Below are 16,319 nucleotides of genomic sequence, written 5' to 3' on the forward strand. Positions count from 1 at the left end.
CCTTCAGTTCTCCCGTCCGACGTGGACGTCCACGGCGCTGGTGCTGTTCTCGTTCCCACTGAGGAAGCCACTGTCGCGGAGCTGCTGCTCATAGGCGGTCAGCCCGGGATCCGTGCTCGACGACAGCGAGTCGGTGTACTCCTTGTGCGAATGGTTCGCCGTCGCGTCATACCACGAGCCGGGGTTGTCCAGCGTGAGGTCCGTGTGGTTCGAACCGGAGTCGGGGCTTCCCGGCAGGAAAGGCGCCCGGGAGTCGCCGAGGTCGAGCCGGGGGACGACGTCGGACTGGTGCTGCACCTCCAGCACGTTGACGCCGGGGTCGATGCGGTTGCTGTCGATCGGGGAACCGAAGGTCATCGCGTTCGTCACGTTGTACTCGGACACGAAGCCGGAGTCCGAGACGAGGTCGGCGACGGTCATGCCACCCTGCGAGTGCCCCACGAGCATCACCTCGGCGCCCGGCGGGATGTCCGCGTTCTGCATGGCGAGCTCGACCGCCCGCGTCATGGTCGAGGTGCCGCCTCCCGCCGTGACGAGGTTCCCCGTCAGGTCCATGGGGTTGTCGCCGGTGGCCGGGTTCCAGCTTTCCGTGCCGGGCACGCTCACGATGACCCGCGGCCCTTCCGGCGTGTCGATCGTGGTGACACGCACCGTCCCGTCACCCGCGCCGTAGGCGTCGGTGACGCTCTGGGTCAGGTCCTCGATGTCGTTGGGGATCGTCATGGTGTCGGGGTTCACCGGCTGGGGGTCGCCCGCGTAGGGATCGCCGTCGTCGAACAGCTGCAGGTCCACCTGGCCGGCGGTGCCGGCCGTCAGAGCGGCGTTGACCAAGGAGCCGCCGAACAGCAACCCGGAGGCGATCATCTCGGTGGTGCGCGGCCACCGGCCGTCCAGGATCGAGCCGCCGGTGGCGTCCCAGAGCTGACCGCCGGCGTCCCCGAGGCTGCCGAAGCTGCCTCCGATCGCCGATCCGGCATCCGAGAGCCAGCCGCCGAGATCGGACGCGCTGTCGGAGAGCCAGCCGGCGCCGTCGGACACCTGGTCGCCGAACCAGTCGAGCACGCCGCCGTCGCTCTCGGCCTCGCCGGAGCCCTCGGCCGACGCGCCCGCGAAGGGGTTCCCGGCCTGGACCGAGCCGCTCGCGCTCGCGCCCGCGAAGGGGCTGCCGCCGCTGTACGAGTCGGTGGTCTCCTGCTGGTCGTCGGCATTCTGGGCGGCCTTGTCGCCCGCGGTCCGCAGCGCGTCCGCGGCGTGGGTGAGGGACGGGGCGAGGTCGCCCGACCACATGTCACGCATCTCGTCGACGTTCGCGCCCCAGCCGTCGAAGCCGAGCACGGCGCCGTCGATCAGCTGCCGGGCGGCGTCCAGGTTCTGGGCCGATCGATCGAACGTCCGGGCCAGGTCCCGGACCTGCTCGATGTCCTGGCCCCACAGCTGCTCGCTCACTCGGCCACCTCCGCCGGGGTGGTGGCGTCGACGGCCCCGACCAGGGCCCACCGCACTTCCTTCGCGACAGAGCCTGCGGGCCGCTCGACGAGCCGCAGCTCGCCGTCGTCGGTGCGCACGTCGAGCAGCCGGTCGTCGGTCACCGACCACAGCCGGCCCCACACCATGATCGGCCTGTCGCCGCCGCGCCAGGCCTCCACCTGCACGCGGAGGTTGCATTCCTCCCGCCCCAGGAGCTTTCGCGCTTCCTCGAACGGCAGGCTCAGGGGCTGGTCGTCGTCGACGGCGGCCGCGGCCGGCGCGCGCAGCAGATCCGTGTCCGGCAGGGTCCGGGCGAGCGACGACCACAGGTCCTCGGGATCCGTGAACGTGATCCGCGCGCCCGGCTCGACCCGGAGCTCGCCCTCGACCGACGCGATCCGCTGCGCCACGATCACGGTCTGACCGCCGACCATCGTCAGCCGGGAGCGCACTCCGCGGTCCCCGGCCGTCGTCACCAGCAGCGCCCTGACGGGCGCGTCCAGATGATCCGCGAGAATCCCGGCCACGCCGTCGGTCGCGCCCGCCCGGGCCGCTCGCTGCAGCTGCTGCCATTCCTCGGTCTCGACCTGCAGGGTTCTGGACCCGGGCATCGGGAGCCTCTCGTCGGGTGGACTCATTTCCCCGCAGAACGTATCCCGTGACCTGCACTGACGCTACCAAGACCGAAGGGGAGACCTCCCCATTGCGCCGGCCCGCCGCGGTGGTTCGCGGCGGCGAACCGCGGCCCGTGGCCCGCCGGTGCGGGCTCCCCGGGGCAGGTGACCTCCGGGCGCGGCGGACGGACGATTCGGCCAGGACCGAAAGACGCCGGAGGCGGGCGGCATGATGCCGCCCGCCTCTCACGACCGCTCAGGTTCCTCGCTCTCGCGCGCGAGGCGGGAGCGGAGCCGTGCCGTGCCTCCGACCGGTCAGGCGCGAACCCAGACCGTCGTGTCCGTCGGGAGGGCCGGGCCCTCGGCCGACTCAGCCAGCGGGCCCGAGGCGATGAGCACCTCGGCGCCGTCGGGCAGCGCGACCGGCGCCGGGCCGAGGTTGGCGAGGACGACGACGTCGGCCACGCGGAGGGCGACCACGTCCTTCGCGTCCGCGTACCCGGCCACCCAGGTCAGTCCGCCCTGGCCGAGGTTCTCGGCCCGGCGCGCCGTGAGCGCGGAGCGGTACAGCTCGAACGTCGAGCCGTCCACGCCGTACTGCTGGTCCGCGGCCAGCGCCCGGTAGGAGTCGGGCTGGGGCAGCCACGTCGCCTCCGTCGAACCGAAGCCCAGGCCGGGGCGGTCCGCCTCCCACGGCAGCGGGATACGGCAGCCGTCGCGGCCGGTCTCCGCACCAGCGGTGCGGAAGAACGCCGGGTCCTGGCGGACGTCGTCGGGCAGCGTCGTGTGGTCGGGCAGCCCCAGCTCCTCACCCTGGTAGAGGTACGCGGATCCGGGCAGCCCGAGCATGAGGAGCGTGGCGGCGCGGGCGCGGCGCAGGCCGAGCTCGGCGTCGGGCTGAGGGTCCCGCGGGCCGATGCCGTTCATCGGGCCGTCGGCCATCTCGACGAGGCCGAGGCGCGACGCGTGCCGCACGACGTCGTGGTTCGACAGCACCCAGGTGGTGGGAGCGCCGACGGCGTCCATGGTCTCGAGCGACTCGGTGACCACGCCGCGGATCGTCGCCGCGTCCCACTTCGTGGTGAGGAACGCGAAGTTGAACGCCTGCTGCATCTCGTCCTCGCGCACGTACCGTGCGAGGCGGGACATGGGGCTGACCCAGGCCTCGGCGACGAGGCAGCGGTCGCCGTCGTACTCGGCGAGCACCTTGTGCCAGGCGCGGTAGATGTCGTGCACGCCGTCCTGGTCGAACATCGGGCCCTCGTTCGAGCCGCCCGGCGCGCCGATGCCCTCCGCGGAGTCCGCCGCGTCCGAGCCCTCGACCATGGCGACCTTGCCGCCCCAGTCCGGCAGGCCGTCGGCCTTGACCATGCCGTGCGCCACGTCGACACGGAAACCGTCCACGCCCCGGTCCAGCCAGAACCGCAGCACGTCCTCGAACTCGGCCCGGACCTCCAGGTCCTCCCAGTTCAGGTCCGGCTGCGACGAGTCGAAGAGGTGCAGGTACCACTGCGGGCCCGCGGGGCCGTCGTCCTCACGAGGGGCGAGCCGCGTCCACGCGGGTCCGCCGAAGATCGACTGCCAGTTGTTCGGCGGCTCGGTGCCGTCGGCCCCCTTGCCGTCACGGAACACGTAGCGCTCGCGCGCGCGGGACCCGGCCGGGGACTCCAGGGCCTCCTGGAACCAGGCGTGCTGGTCGGAGCTGTGGTTGGGGACCAGGTCGACGATGACCCGCAGGCCGAGCTCGTGCGCGCGGGCGCGCATGGCGTCGAAGTCGTCGAGCGTGCCGAACAGCGGGTCGATCTGCCGGTAGTCGGTGACGTCGTACCCCGCGTCCTTCTGCGGGGAGCGGTAGAACGGGCTGAGCCAGACCGCGTCGACGCCGAGCTTGGCCAGGTGGTCGAGCCGTGCCGTGATGCCGGGCAGGTCGCCCATCCCGTCCCCGTTCCCGTCGGCGAACGAGCGCGGGTACACCTGGTAGATGACGGCGTCACGCCACCACTCGGTGCCCGGGGCGGGGGCGTGGACCTGGTCGCCGCCGGTCAGGGGCACGGCGGGGAGTTCGGTGCGAGTCATCGATGAATCGTCCTCGGGAAGTCGGGAATGTCGCTTGAGCATGGCAAGGCGTCGGTCTGGGTGTGACGCCGCTGCAAGATTGTTGCAGCACGTTGCAGGGAGAGTACAGCCCATTGCCGCGGCCCGGCAGTGACCTACGCGACGGAACGCGGCTCCGGCGTGGGGACGGGACCGGGGGACCGGCTCACGCGACGGGCGCGGCGCCCGTCGACCCGCGCACCACGAGCTCGGGCGTGAAGAGCAGCTCCGTGCGCGGTGCGCGCTCCCCGTGGATCTCGGTGAGCAGGGCGGAGACCGCCGCGCGGGCCATGTCGGTGACGGGCTGGCGCACGGTGGTCAGCGGCGGGTCGGTGAACGCCACGAGGGGCGAGTCGTCGTACCCGACCACGGACACGTCGCCGGGCACGGACAGGCCGCGCTGCCTGGCGGCGCGGATCGCGCCGAGCGCCATGAGGTCCGAGCCCGTCACGATCCCGGTGTGGCCTGCGGCGATGAGCTCGCTCGCGGCCGCCTGCCCGCCCTCCAGCGTGTACAGGGTGCCGACGACGTGCTGCTCCTTGACCTCCTCGGCGCTGCCGGCCAGCCCGTGGGCGACCAGCTCGGCGCAGAACGCGTCGATCTTGCGCCGCGCGGGGACGAACCGGTCCGGCCCGATCGCGAGCCCGATCCTGCGGTGCCCCAGCGAGACCAGGTGCCGCACCGACAGCTCGATGCTGGCCGCGTCATCAGGAGAGACGAACGGAGCGTCGATGCCCTCCGCGTAGCCGTTGACGAGGACGATCGGCATTCCGCGGCCACGCAGCCGCTGGTACCGCTCCCGCGACGCGCGCATGTCGGCGTGCTTGCCCGACGCGAACACGATGCCGTCCACGGCGTGGTCGATGAGCGTCTCGACGTACTCGTCCTCGGTGGTGCCGCCGGGGGACTGGGTGCACAACAGTGGCGTGTAGCCGTGCTCGGTGAGCTGCGACTCGATGGCCTGCGCGAACGCGGGGAACACGGGGTTCGACAGCTCCGGCACCACGAGGCCGACCAGCCCGGCGGGGCGTGCGCGCAGAGCCGCCGGGCGCTCGTAGCCGAGCACGTCGAGCGCGGTCAGGACTGCCTGGCGGGTCTCACCGGCGACACCCGGCTTTCCGTTCAGCACGCGGGACACCGTCGCCGTGGACACGCCGGCCTGGGCCGCGAGGTCGGAGAGTCGGGTGCGCACGAGAGGCAGCCTAGGTGACATCGCACGTGTCGTCGTACTCGTGGTCCGCATCGTGTCGCCGTTTCGTCGTCGAACTGGTCCGAGGGCGTCACGGGACGCCGTCCGGCAGAGGCGCGGGCGCGCCACGAGTGATGACCGGCGCGTCCGCACACCGATGCTGAAACTTTATCGCAAGAACTTGCACAATGCGTTGCAACGCATCTACGGTCAGCTCCGTCGGACCGACGGCGACCCGCCTCACGGAGGCCGGGAGCCGGCGCGAACGCGCCGGGCACCACGCCGTCGGAACAAGAACCAGGTCCGCGACCACGCCGGTCGTGACCGTGAACCTATGGGAGTACCGATGCGACGGAGCATCCTGACGGCGGCCACCGCCGTCGCGGCAACGCTGGCGCTGGCCGCGTGCTCGGGCGGCGAGGAGCCGGCAGCCGAGGAATCGGCCGCGGCCCCCGAGCTCGAGGGCAGCCTGACGGTGTGGGTCGACGAGACCCGGATCGACATCTTCACCGAGCTCGCCGAGGACTACTCGGACGAGCGCGGCATCGAGATGGAGGTCGTGCAGAAGGCGTCGGGCGACATCCGCGAGGAGTTCGTGCAGCAGGTCCCGACCGGCAAGGGGCCGGACGTCGTGGTCGGCGCCCACGACTGGACCGGCGAGTTCGTCACCAACGGCGTGGTCCAGCCCATCGAGCTCGGCGACAAGGCAGCGAGCTTCTCCGACGTGTCGGTCGCCGCGTACACCTACGACGGCGCCGTCTACGGCGTGCCCTACGCGGTCGAGAACATCGCCCTGGTCCGCAACGACGACCTGGTCTCCGACACCCCGGCGACCTTCGACGAGCTCGTCGCGCAGAACGACGACACCGGTGCCGACTACCCCGTCGTCATCCAGCAGGGCGACGAGGGCGACGCGTACCACCTCTACCCGCTGCAGACCTCGTTCGGCGCCCCCGTCTTCGCGCAGAACGCGGACGGCTCCTACAGCCCCGAGCTCGCCCTCGGCGGCGACGCCGGCGACGCGTTCGCCGAGTACCTCGGCGAGCTCGGCGACCAGGGCGTCCTCGACCCGGCGATCGACGGCGAGAAGGCCAAGCAGCTCTTCCTCGACGGCAAGACCCCGTACATGGTCACAGGCCCCTGGTACGCCGCCGAGTTCACGGCGGCCGACATGAACATCTCCGTGCTTCCCGTCCCGAGCGCCGGCGGCGAGCCCGCCGAGCCGTTCGTCGGCGTGCAGGGCGCGTTCATCAGCTCCAAGACCGAGAACGCCCTGGTCGCCAACGACTTCGTGACCAACTACCTCGGCTCGGCCGACGTGCAGCTGCGCCTCGCCGAGGCCGGCGGGCGTGCCCCCGCCTCGACCGAGGCGGCCGGCCAGGTCGACGACGTCATCATGCAGCAGTTCTCCGAGGCCGCCGGCACCTCCCCGATGCCGTCCATCCCCGAGATGGGCTCCGTGTGGCAGTACTGGGGCGTGACCGAGGTCGAGCTCATCCAGGGCAAGGCCAAGGACCCCGCCACGTCCTGGAACACGATGGTCGAGAACATCCAGGGCGCCATCGACGGCTGACGCGGCGGAACCCACAACGTGAGCGGTAGCGCTCGCCCCGGCCACCCGACGGCCGGGGCGAACGCCACCGCGGATGCGACGGAGAGGCGACGATGACCGAGGTTTCGCTCGGAGGCCCGGCCGGCACGCGCGGCACACGAGGGAGCGACTCCCACGCCCGCCGCACGGGGCCCGGCTGGTACGTGAAGATCGTGCTCATGGCGGCGGTGAACGCCCTGGGCCTGTACGGGGTCTGGACCGCCGTCATGGTGGGTTCCTGGGGCGTGGCGGTGTTCCTGGCGCTCGCCGTGGCCGCCGCGGACTGGGTGTACTTCTCCCGCCGGATGCTCCCGGCGAAGTACCTGTACCCCGGCCTGGTGCTGCTGCTGGCGTTCCAGCTGTTCGTCATGCTGTACACGGCGTACGTGGCGTTCACCAACTACGGCGACGGCCACAACTCCACCAAGGCGGACGCCGTCGCCGCCATCTCCGCGCAGAACGAGCGGCGTGTGGAGGGGTCCGAGACCTTCCCGCTCACGGTGGTGGAGCAGGACGGCGAGCTCGGGTTCGCGGTCCTGCGCGACGGCGAGGTCGTCGTCGGTGACGCGGACACGCCGCTGGAGCCCGCGACCGGGTCCGACGACGGCGCCCGCGTGACCGCCGTCGACGGCTGGACCACGCTCGAGTTCGCCGAGCTCGTGTCGCGCTCGGCCGAGATCACCGAGCTGCGCGTGCCGTTCTCCGGCGACCCGGCCGACGGCGGCCTGCGTACCCAGGACGGCTCGCTCGGCTTCGTCGCCGCGCCGGTGCTCGTGTACGACGACGCCACCGACACCTTCACGAACGCGAACACGGGCGTCACCTACACGCCGGACGACCACGGTTCCTTCGTGTCCGCCGACGGCGAGGCACTCACTCCCGGCTGGCGGGTCGGCGTGGGCTTCGAGAACTTCACCGCCATCTTCACCGAGGACCGGCTGGCCGGCCCGTTCTTCCAGGTGCTGGTGTGGACCTTCGTGTTCGCCGGGCTGTCGGTGGTCACCACCTTCGCGCTGGGTCTGTTCCTGGCGATGGTGTTCAACGACCCGCGCGTGAAGGGGCGCAAGGTCTACCGGTCGCTGCTGATCCTCCCGTACGCCTTCCCCGCGTTCCTCGCGACGCTCGTGTGGCGGGGGATGCTCAACGAGAAGTTCGGCTGGGTCAACGAGGTGCTGCTGGGCGGGGCGGAGATCCCGTGGCTCACGGACCCGTGGCTCGCGAAGGTCTCGGTCCTGGCCGTGAACCTCTGGCTGGGCTTCCCGTACATGTTCCTGGTCACCACGGGTGCGCTGCAGTCGATCCCGGGCGACGTCCTCGAGTCCGCGCGCGTGGACGGCGCGAGCCGGTGGCGGGCGATCCGGTCGATCGTGCTGCCGCTGCTCATGGTGTCCACGGCGCCGCTGCTGATCTCGGCGTTCGCGTTCAACTTCAACAACTTCGCGCTGATCTACATGCTCACCGGAGGTGGGCCGCACTTCGAGGGCGCGCCGGTGCTCGTGGGGCACACGGACATCCTCATCTCGATGGTGTACTCCGTGGCGTTCGACTCGGGCGTCAAGCAGTACGGACTCGCCAGCGCGGTGTCGCTGCTGATCTTCGTGATTGTCGGCGTCATCTCCTGGCTCGGCTTCCGCCGCACCCGGACCCTGGAGGAACTGTGAGCGTCGTGACCAAGACCGCGTCCCGGGAGGACGCGCCCCTCGCGGACCGGTACCGGATCCGGCACGACGCCGGCCCGCGCGGCGCGCGCTGGTGGACCGAGGTGGGCTGGCGGCACCTGGTCGGGATCGTGATGGTCGTGATCTGCGTGGTTCCGCTGCTTTACGTGATCTCCGCGTCGCTCAACCCGTCGGGGACGTTCACCGGGTCCAACCGGCTGTTCAGCGAGGTGGGCTGGAACAACTACGCCGAGCTGTTCGAGTCGCGCTACTGGCAGTGGTTCGTCAACTCGTTCGTCATCGCCACCACGACCGCGATCGGGACCGTCCTCATGGGCGGGGCGGCGGCCTACGCCTTCAGCCGCTTCCGCTTCTCGGGACGCCGCGCCGCCCTGACGACCCTGCTGCTGGTGCAGATGTTCCCGCAGATGCTGGCGGTCGTGGCGGTCTTCCTGGTGCTGCTCACCATCGGGGACGTGATCCCGGTGCTGGGCACCAACTCGACCCTCGCCCTCATCGCGGTGTACCTGGGTGGCGCGCTGGGGGTGAACACGTTCCTCATGTACGGCTTCTTCAACACGGTGCCGCGCGAGATCGACGAGGCCGCGAAGATCGACGGGGCCGGTCACGCCCAGATCTTCTGGACCATCATCCTGCGCCTCGTGTCACCGATCCTCGCCGTGGTGGGGCTGCTCAGCTTCATCGGGACGTTCGGCGAGTTCATCATCGCCAAGACCGTGCTGCAGAGCCCCGACCGCCTCACGCTCGCGGTGGGCCTCTACCAGTGGGCATCCGACGAGCGCAACGCCCCCTGGGGGCTGTTCTCCGCGGGCGCGGTGCTGGCGGCGGTTCCGGTGGTGGTGCTGTTCCTCTTCCTCCAGAAGTACATCGTCGGCGGCCTCACCTCGGGATCCGTCAAGGGCTGAGCACGGCCCGCCGCGCTCCGAGGTCCCTGTCCCGGTGCCTGAGATCTCCGGCGCCCGACACTGGGCGCCCGGCCGCTGGTCGGTCATTCCACGACCGACCAGCGGCGCGATCGGTCGTTGCGAGTGCAGCTCGCACGGCCGGAGTCCTAAGCCATCTCGCGCAGGGCGCGGCGTTCTCCCTCGATCTTGGTGAGTTCGGCGAAGGCCGCCTGGTACGCCTCGAAGTCGGCGGCCGGGTCCAGGCGCTGCAGGCGGCTGCGGGCGTGGGCGATGCGGCGGTTGAGGCCCATGTCGACCAGGCGGCGGATCACGCCCTCGACGAACCCCGGCACGGCGGCTTCCCGGTCCTCGGGTAGGTCCACCACGGCAAGTTCCGTGACGATGGGCGCGACCGTCTCCGGGGCGCGATCCAGCACCTCGTCGATCCACGCGGCCGGGCCCACCGCCTTTCCGGTCACCGCGCCACCCGCCGCGACGACGGACTCGTGGACCGTCCGCCAGGCGGGCGTCAGGAAGGCGTCCGGCCCCAGTTCGTCGAACGACTCCGGGACGTGCTGCGGATACTGCAGCACGACGGCGAGCGCCAGGTGTTCGGCGCGCGCCACCGGGTCGCGCGGGTCGGGGGCGGGAATGCCCGACGTCGGCGCACCGGCCGCTCCCGGCCTGCCCGTCCCGCCGTCGACGCCGCGGCCTCCGGGGGCGCCGCGGCCGTTGTCTCCGTGGCCGCGCCCCGCCGTCTCACCGCGCCGGCCCGGCGTCGCCTGCTGCGACGGTGTGCTCGCCGCCCGCTTCACTTCCTGTGCGACGGTGCGTTCGTCCATGCCGAGCCAGCCCGCGAGCATGCGCGCGTACTCGGGACGCAGGGCCGTGTCCCGCATCCCGGCGACCCGGGGTGCGGCCTGGCGGAGCGCGCCGACCCGTCCTTCGGCGGTGTCGAGGTCGAATCCCTTCAGGTCGGTCTCGATGACGAACTGGAACAGTGGTGTGGGCTTCTCCACGAGGGCCTTGACGGCCTCGGGGCCGTTGGCGACGCGCAGGTCGCAGGGGTCCATGCCGTCGTCGGCCACGGCGACGAAGGTCTGCGCGTAGAAGCGCTGGTCCTCGCCGAAGGCGCGCATCGCGGCCTTCTGGCCGGCCTCGTCGCCGTCGAACGTGAAGATGACCTTGCCGCCGAGGGTCGCTCCGGAGCGCAGCTGCATGCCGCCGCCGGCGGCCGTGTCGCCCATGAGGCGCCGGATGACGCGCGCGTGCTCGGCGCCGAACGCCGTCCCGCACGTGGCGACCGCCGTCGTCACCCCCGACAGGTGCGCTGCCATGACGTCGGTGTACCCCTCGACGACGACCACCTGCTTGTGCTGGGCGATCTCCCGCTTGGCCAGGTCGATCCCGTAGAGCACCTGGGATTTCTTGTACAGCGGTGTCTCGGGGGTGTTGAGGTACTTGGGGCCGTTGTCGTCGTCGAACAGTTTGCGGGCGCCGAAGCCGATGACGGCGCCGGTGACGTCGCGGATGGGCCAGACGACGCGGCCGCGGAAGCGGTCGTACACGCCGCGCTGTCCTTGGCTGACCAGGCCGCCGGCGATCAGCTCGTCCCTCGTGAAGCCGCGTCCCTGCAGGTGGCGGGTCAGGTTGTCCCATCCCTGGGGCGCGAAACCGACGCCGAAGTGTTCGGCGTCCGCTCGCTCGAAGCTGCGTTCCGCGAGGAGACGCCGGGCGGGCGCGGCGCCGGGCGCCATGAGCTGCTCGGCGTAGAACTCCTGCGCGACGCGGTGTGCGTCGAGCAGGCGCTGCCGTTTTCCGGGCTCCTCGCGGGGACGGGCCGGTCCGCCGTCCTCGTAGCGCAGCTGGACGCCGACCTTGCCGGCCAGGTGCTCCACCGCGTCGGCGAAGCCCATGCCGTCCATCTTCATGAGGAAGGTGAAGACGTCTCCGCCCTCGCCGCAGCCGAAGCAGTGGTACCGCCCGACGCTGGGGCGCACGTTGAAGCTGGGGGAGCGCTCGTCGTGGAAGGGGCACAGGCCCTTGAGCGATCCCACGCCGGCGGGCTTGAGGGTGACGTGGGCAGAGATCACCTCTTCGATACGCGCGCGCTCGCGTACCTCGTCCACGTCCTCGCGCCTGATGATCCCCGCCACGCAGGCGAGTCTATGCGGGGTGGGGGAGCGCCGGGCGCCGTCCACAGGGGCACGGCCGTGGGCTGCCGCGGCTGCCGGTCCGCCCGGCGCCCGGCGGGGGCATACGCGGCGAGCGGCGGGTGCGACGACGGCGCGACGGCCGCGCTCGCTCGCCAAACTTGGATTTGTCGGACTACACGTGTTCGATACTCTTTGCCCAGAGTTCGGTCGCGGACGTCCTGGTCCGCGATTCTTTGCTGGAGAGGGAGAGAATGGTCAAGCTCGGCGGAGGCAACCTCCGGTACCGCAAGCGGCTGTCGCTGGGGCCGCTGAAGTTCAACATCACCCAGAAGGGCCTGTCGTCGATGAGCATCAAGCTCGGCTTCTGGACGTGGAACTCGCGCACGAAGAAGCACTCGCTCAACCTGCCGGGCGGTTTGAGCTGGTACAGCAACTCGAAGTGACCTCCGCTGCCGGCGCGCCGTGACCCTACCCGGCGCGCCGGCGAACGGCAGGCGCCGGCTTTATCCGACCAGGTCCGCGACGGTCCGATGATCCTTCGGGAACAGTGGACCCACCAGGATCTTGTCGAGTCCCGGCAGCCGCATCGCGCGGAAGCCCCAGCGGCGCAGGAGGAGTTTCCCCGTCGTCGCCGGGACGAACCAGTCGGCCGCCCGATCCCTGGCGTTCGCCTGGACCCCGCCGGCCATCGGCCGCCAGAGACGCTCGTACTCCGCCAGCCCTTCGGCCACCGTGCTCGCTCGGGCCAGCCGTTCGGCCAGCACGTACGCGCCGGCCACGCCCAGCGAGGCACCCTGCCCGGCGACCAGGGACACCGCGTGGGCGGCGTCACCGACCAGCACCACGCGCCCCGAGTGCCAGCGGGGTGCGTCGATCTGCGCGACCACGTCGTAGTAGACCTCGCCGGGCGGCGGGCAGTGTGCCAGGGCGCGGTCGGCCAGGTCGCCCAGGCCGGCGTAGTCACGTCGCAGTGTCTCGCGTGGGTCGGCGGGAAGATCCGGGTCCGGCGTCCGGTGCACCGCGAAGACGGCGACCTGGTCCTCCCCGATCCCGTAGAAGCCCATCTGGCGGTTCAGCGACTCGGTGAGCACGAACTGCCGGCGCACCTGCTGGTACATCACGGGATCCGGGAAGACGAAGGCGCCGGTGTGCATGCCGAGGGGGCGCAGGTACTCCCGCTCGGGCCCGAACACGAGTGACCGGACGCCCGAGTGGATGCCGTCGGCCCCGACCACGAGGTCGGCCGTCGTGACCGTGCCGTCGGACAGGTGGACGGCGTCGTCGTCGATCCGCTCGATCGTGGTGCCGTACCGCAGGCCGACGGCGTCGGGCAGGGCCTCACGCAGGAGCTGCTCGAGCGCGGGGCGCATGATGCTGACGATCCCGCCGTCGAGTGCCTTGGTGAAGCGGGAGTAGCCGACGCCGACCGTGGTGCGGCCGCGGGCGTCGATGTACCGGAACTCGTCGACCGGGCTGGCGGCCGCTCGCAGCCGCGGCAGCAGGCCGATGGCCGTGACGGCCTGGAAGCCCGGGCCGAAGAAGTCGATCATGTAGCCCTGCTCGCGCGGTCCCGGCGCCGAGTCGACCACGAGCACCTCCCACCCGTGGTGGTGGAGCCTGCCGGCCGCGGTCAGGCCGGCGATACCGGCCCCGCAGACGATGGCCTTCATCCTCGTCCTCCTTCTGTCGTGGCCTGGTCCGGGCCGACGCCGACCCCGGCGAGCCGCCGCAGCACGGGCGCGATCGTCGCGGCGGAGAGGTCCGGGTCCAGGCCCTTGTGCAGCATGAATCCGTCGAACGTGGCCAGGAGGACCACCGCCGTCGCCTCGGCCGAGGGGTGACCGGCGCCCTCCAGTGCGGCGACGAGGTCGCGGCGGAAACCGAGCATGAGGTCGGCAAGCTGCGACCGCAGCAGGGAGTCCCTGGTCGCGGCGAGGTACGCCTCGACGAAGAGCAGGGACGCGGCGTCGTCCGCCGCGTACCGGTCGAGGCCGGCCAGGAGCGCTTCGACGCCGTCGGCCGGGGTGTCCGCCCGGGTCAGCCACACCGCTGACTCGTCCAGCGTGGCCCGCATTCCCTCGATCGCCGCCTGGCGGAGCAGGGCCTGCAGGGACTCGAAGTGGTAGTGCACCAGGCCCGCGCGCACTCCGGCCCGTTCGGCGAGGTTCCGCGTGCTGACCGCGTTCCATCCGATCTCGCTGACGAGTTCCCGCGCCGACGCCAGGAGCCGGGCGCGGACCGCTCGCCCCCGATCGGCGCTCGTGGGTGCGTTCATGCCTACTCCTTGGGCGATCGACTTGGGCAACTGCCCAAACAGTAGCGCGCTCGGGGGTGGATGGCAAGGGAGCGCAACCTCGCGCAACGCCCCGCCGTGTGGCGCAGCGGGGCGGAAAGAGGTGGTGATCCGCGGTGCCGTGACCCGGCATTTATCAATGCGTCCACATCTTTCTGGACGCTTGTTCGGGTGCTCGGGAGAATCGGATTAAGGCCCGGTAATGAATGCTGACCTCGACATATTCCTGGACCTCGGGAGGCCCGAGTTTGCGGGCCTCAGGGGGGTCAATGGCCAACCTGCGCCCGCGGCAATCCGCTGTTAACGTGCCAATGGCAAGGCTCTGTCCGGGTTTTTCACCCATTGCATCCTTGTCGCTCGAGAGATTCCATTCCACACATGAACACCAACACTCTCGGAGTGCTGGGAGGAGCGAAAAATGAAACTCATGCGACACGTCCGGAGGTCGGGCCGCCACGCCGCGGTCCTGGCCGGGGCAGCGTTGCTGGTCGGCGGGCTGGGAGCCGTGCCCGCGGCCGCCGATGACACAGTGGGCCCCGGGCCCGCGGCCGGAGACATCGACCAGCCGATCTTCCGGGCGGCCAACCCCGACACCTACACGACCGCCGACCCGTCGGGCGCGGACACGTCGGACGTGGTGACCCAGCTGACGTCCGGCACGCGCATCTTCGAGTGCGGCGACACCATCGTCTACTTCCAGGTGGTGCCGGTCGACGACGACGCACCCGACGGCGAGTCCACCGTCACGCTGAGCACCGAGTTCGAGACCCGGTTCGGGAACAACGACCAGGTCGGCATCACCGAGGTCGAGGCGTTCCTCGCCACGGACGACTCGTCGTGGTCGTCGGACAGCGAGGAGACCATCAGCGGGACGTTCGCCTCCGGCACGTGGTCCGACGGCGAGCTCGTCCTCGTCTCCACGGTCGATGACGTCGAGGCGGGGGAGACCATCGTCGTCGAGTACCACGCCACCCTGACGTGCGGGAACCCGCCCGGTGATGTCAACGGCAACCTGCACGCCTCCAATCTGGGGATCCAGGTCTGCCAGGACGCGGGTGAAGGTGACTGCGGCTCGACAGGCGGGGGCATGCAGACCGTGCCGCTGTTCGCGAATGCCGTCCTTGTGACCGTGGTACCGGAGTATCCGGAGGTGACGCAGTCGGAATGTGTGGACGGTGAGGCGACCGAGCCCACCATCGTTCTCCCGGAGGACGGGGCTTTGCTGTACACGGCGGATCCGGAGGGTCCGTACGAGCCGGGTCAGGAAGTCGTGGTGACCGCGACGCTGACGCAGGGCTACACGTGGGGTGAGTTGCCCGAAGGCTGGATGCAGGTTTCCGACACCGAGGCCGAGTACGTGGTGATCCTCGAGGACATCGACTGCGACCAGGTCGTGGTTCCGGAGTACCCGATGGTGACGCAGGCGGAGTGCGTGGACGGTGAGGCGACCGAGCCCACCATCGTTCTCCCGGAGGACAACGGCCTGGCGTACATGGCGGACCCGGAGGGTCCGTACGAGCCCGGCCAGGAGGTCATGGTCACCGCGACGCTGAACGAGGGCTACATCTGGGGTGAGCTTCCGGAGGGTTGGGAGCAGGTCTCCGACACCGAGGCCGTCTACTGGGTCATGCTCGACGACATCGACTGCGACCAGGTCATCGTGCCCGAGTACCCGGTGGTGACACAGTCGGAGTGCGTGGATGGTTGGGCGACCGAGCCGACGGTGATGCTGCCGGAGGACAACGGCCTGGCGTACATGGCGGACCCGGAGGGTCCGTACGAGCCCGGCCAGGAGGTCATGGTCACCGCGACGCTGAACGAGGGCTACATCTGGGGTGAGCTTCCGGAGGGTTGGGAGCAGGTCTCCGACACCGAGGCCGTCTACTGGGTCATGCTCGACGACATCGACTGCGACCAGGCCGTCGTGCCCGAGTACCCGATGGTGAAGCAGGCCAAGTGCGTGCATGGTGAGGCGACCGAGCCGAAGCTGAAGCTGCCGGAGGACGGGGCTCTCGTGTACATGGCGGACCCGGAGGGTCCGTACGAGCCCGGCCAGAAGGTCATGGTCACCGCGACGCTCACCGAGGGCTACATCTGGGGCGAGCTTCCGGAAGGCTGGAAGCAGGTCTCCGACACCGAGGCCGTCTACTGGGTGTACTTCGACAAGATCGACTGCGACAAGCCGGTCGAGCCGAAGCACCCGGACCGTCTGGCCGCGACCGGTCCCGTGGAGCCCGGCATGCTGTCCGGCGCCGCGGGTGTGCTGGCCCTCGCCGGCGCGATGCTGATCCTCGCCCGTCGCCGTCTGACCGACGTGCGCTGAGCGAGTAGTCCCGCCGCGGGGTGAGGCGG

Annotated in this window: 12 protein-coding genes; 5 read left to right on the forward strand and 7 right to left on the reverse strand. The window is 70.8% G+C overall.

What is annotated here, in order from left to right; translation table 11 throughout:
• Positions 1–3: 3 nt before the first annotated feature.
• The 4 genes from EDD34_RS06265 to EDD34_RS06280 all read right to left on the reverse strand — a co-directional run bounded on the left by EDD34_RS06265 (position 4) and on the right by EDD34_RS06280 (position 5,388).
• The gene (locus EDD34_RS06265; protein WP_123813801.1) at positions 4–1,446 is read right to left on the reverse strand and encodes an alpha/beta hydrolase family protein; all 1,443 of its coding nucleotides are present in this window, start codon (positions 1,444–1,446) and stop codon (positions 4–6) included.
• Positions 1,443–2,078, reverse strand: coding sequence for a hypothetical protein (locus EDD34_RS06270; RefSeq protein WP_123813802.1), 636 nt, complete (start codon positions 2,076–2,078; stop codon positions 1,443–1,445). The genes EDD34_RS06265 and EDD34_RS06270 overlap by 4 nt, the downstream gene beginning before the upstream one ends.
• A gap of 318 nt (positions 2,079–2,396) precedes the next feature.
• Positions 2,397–4,157, reverse strand: a complete 1,761-nt coding sequence (locus EDD34_RS06275) for a glycoside hydrolase family 13 protein (protein ID WP_123813803.1) — start codon at positions 4,155–4,157, stop codon at positions 2,397–2,399.
• A 184-nt stretch (positions 4,158–4,341) separates the two neighbouring features.
• Positions 4,342–5,388: a LacI family DNA-binding transcriptional regulator gene (locus EDD34_RS06280; RefSeq protein WP_123813804.1), complete on the reverse strand. Its 1,047-nt coding sequence runs from the start codon at positions 5,386–5,388 to the stop codon at positions 4,342–4,344.
• A gap of 322 nt (positions 5,389–5,710) precedes the next feature.
• On the opposite strand from EDD34_RS06280, the gene EDD34_RS06285 reads away from it, so the two are divergent.
• From EDD34_RS06285 to EDD34_RS06295, 3 genes are all read left to right on the forward strand, one after another.
• Complete coding sequence (locus tag EDD34_RS06285) at positions 5,711–6,937, forward strand: sugar ABC transporter substrate-binding protein (RefSeq protein ID WP_123813805.1); 1,227 nt, start codon at positions 5,711–5,713, stop codon at positions 6,935–6,937.
• 92 nt (positions 6,938–7,029) lie between these two features.
• The gene (locus tag EDD34_RS06290; RefSeq protein WP_123813806.1) at positions 7,030–8,616 is read left to right on the forward strand and encodes an ABC transporter permease subunit; all 1,587 of its coding nucleotides are present in this window, start codon (positions 7,030–7,032) and stop codon (positions 8,614–8,616) included.
• 5 nt (positions 8,617–8,621) lie between these two features.
• Complete coding sequence (locus EDD34_RS06295) at positions 8,622–9,539, forward strand: sugar ABC transporter permease (RefSeq protein WP_425462345.1); 918 nt, start codon at positions 8,622–8,624, stop codon at positions 9,537–9,539.
• 146 nt (positions 9,540–9,685) lie between these two features.
• Here the strand turns inward: EDD34_RS06295 and dnaG are convergent, their stop codons facing one another.
• Positions 9,686–11,674: a DNA primase gene (gene dnaG / locus EDD34_RS06300; RefSeq protein WP_123813807.1), complete on the reverse strand. Its 1,989-nt coding sequence runs from the start codon at positions 11,672–11,674 to the stop codon at positions 9,686–9,688.
• Between the two features lie 251 nt (positions 11,675–11,925).
• Here dnaG and EDD34_RS06305 point away from each other — a divergent pair, with 251 nt between their 5' ends.
• A complete protein-coding gene (locus EDD34_RS06305; RefSeq protein WP_123813808.1) occupies positions 11,926–12,117 on the forward strand; it encodes a DUF4236 domain-containing protein in 192 nt (63 codons plus the stop codon).
• Positions 12,118–12,177: 60 nt separating this feature from the next.
• On the opposite strand, the gene EDD34_RS06310 is transcribed toward EDD34_RS06305, so the two are convergent.
• Both EDD34_RS06310 and EDD34_RS06315 read right to left on the reverse strand, forming a co-directional pair.
• Entirely contained in the window at positions 12,178–13,344 is a 1,167-nt protein-coding gene (locus tag EDD34_RS06310; RefSeq protein WP_123813809.1) for an FAD-dependent monooxygenase, read from the reverse strand.
• Positions 13,341–13,949: a TetR/AcrR family transcriptional regulator gene (locus tag EDD34_RS06315; protein WP_123813810.1), complete on the reverse strand. Its 609-nt coding sequence runs from the start codon at positions 13,947–13,949 to the stop codon at positions 13,341–13,343. Before EDD34_RS06315 ends, EDD34_RS06310 begins: the two co-directional genes overlap by 4 nt.
• 436 nt (positions 13,950–14,385) lie before the next feature.
• Between EDD34_RS06315 and EDD34_RS06320 the strand changes: the two genes are divergently transcribed.
• Positions 14,386–16,290 carry an InlB B-repeat-containing protein gene (locus EDD34_RS06320; protein WP_123813811.1) on the forward strand — a complete coding sequence of 635 codons (1,905 nt, stop codon included), beginning with the start codon at positions 14,386–14,388 and terminating at the stop codon, positions 16,288–16,290.
• The last annotated feature ends 29 nt before the right edge of the window (positions 16,291–16,319 follow it).

The sequence above is a fragment of the Myceligenerans xiligouense genome (genome assembly GCF_003814695.1).
Lineage (GTDB): Bacteria > Actinomycetota > Actinomycetes > Actinomycetales > Cellulomonadaceae > Myceligenerans > Myceligenerans xiligouense.

What these genes read in the sequence shown, in the direction of transcription:
- EDD34_RS06305 (WP_123813808.1), top strand. Translation starts at nt 11,926, where the DNA reads ATGGTCAAGCTCGGCGGAGGCAACCTCCGGTACCGCAAGCGGCTGTCG.
- EDD34_RS06290 (WP_123813806.1), top strand. Translation starts at nt 7,030, where the DNA reads ATGACCGAGGTTTCGCTCGGAGGCCCGGCCGGCACGCGCGGCACACGA.
- EDD34_RS06275 (WP_123813803.1), bottom strand. Translation starts at nt 4,157, where the DNA reads ATGACTCGCACCGAACTCCCCGCCGTGCCCCTGACCGGCGGCGACCAG.
- EDD34_RS06320 (WP_123813811.1), top strand. Translation starts at nt 14,386, where the DNA reads ATGAAACTCATGCGACACGTCCGGAGGTCGGGCCGCCACGCCGCGGTC.
- EDD34_RS06310 (WP_123813809.1), bottom strand. Translation starts at nt 13,344, where the DNA reads ATGAAGGCCATCGTCTGCGGGGCCGGTATCGCCGGCCTGACCGCGGCC.
- EDD34_RS06280 (WP_123813804.1), bottom strand. Translation starts at nt 5,388, where the DNA reads ATGTCACCTAGGCTGCCTCTCGTGCGCACCCGACTCTCCGACCTCGCG.
- EDD34_RS06285 (WP_123813805.1), top strand. Translation starts at nt 5,711, where the DNA reads ATGCGACGGAGCATCCTGACGGCGGCCACCGCCGTCGCGGCAACGCTG.
- EDD34_RS06270 (WP_123813802.1), bottom strand. Translation starts at nt 2,078, where the DNA reads ATGCCCGGGTCCAGAACCCTGCAGGTCGAGACCGAGGAATGGCAGCAG.
- EDD34_RS06315 (WP_123813810.1), bottom strand. Translation starts at nt 13,949, where the DNA reads ATGAACGCACCCACGAGCGCCGATCGGGGGCGAGCGGTCCGCGCCCGG.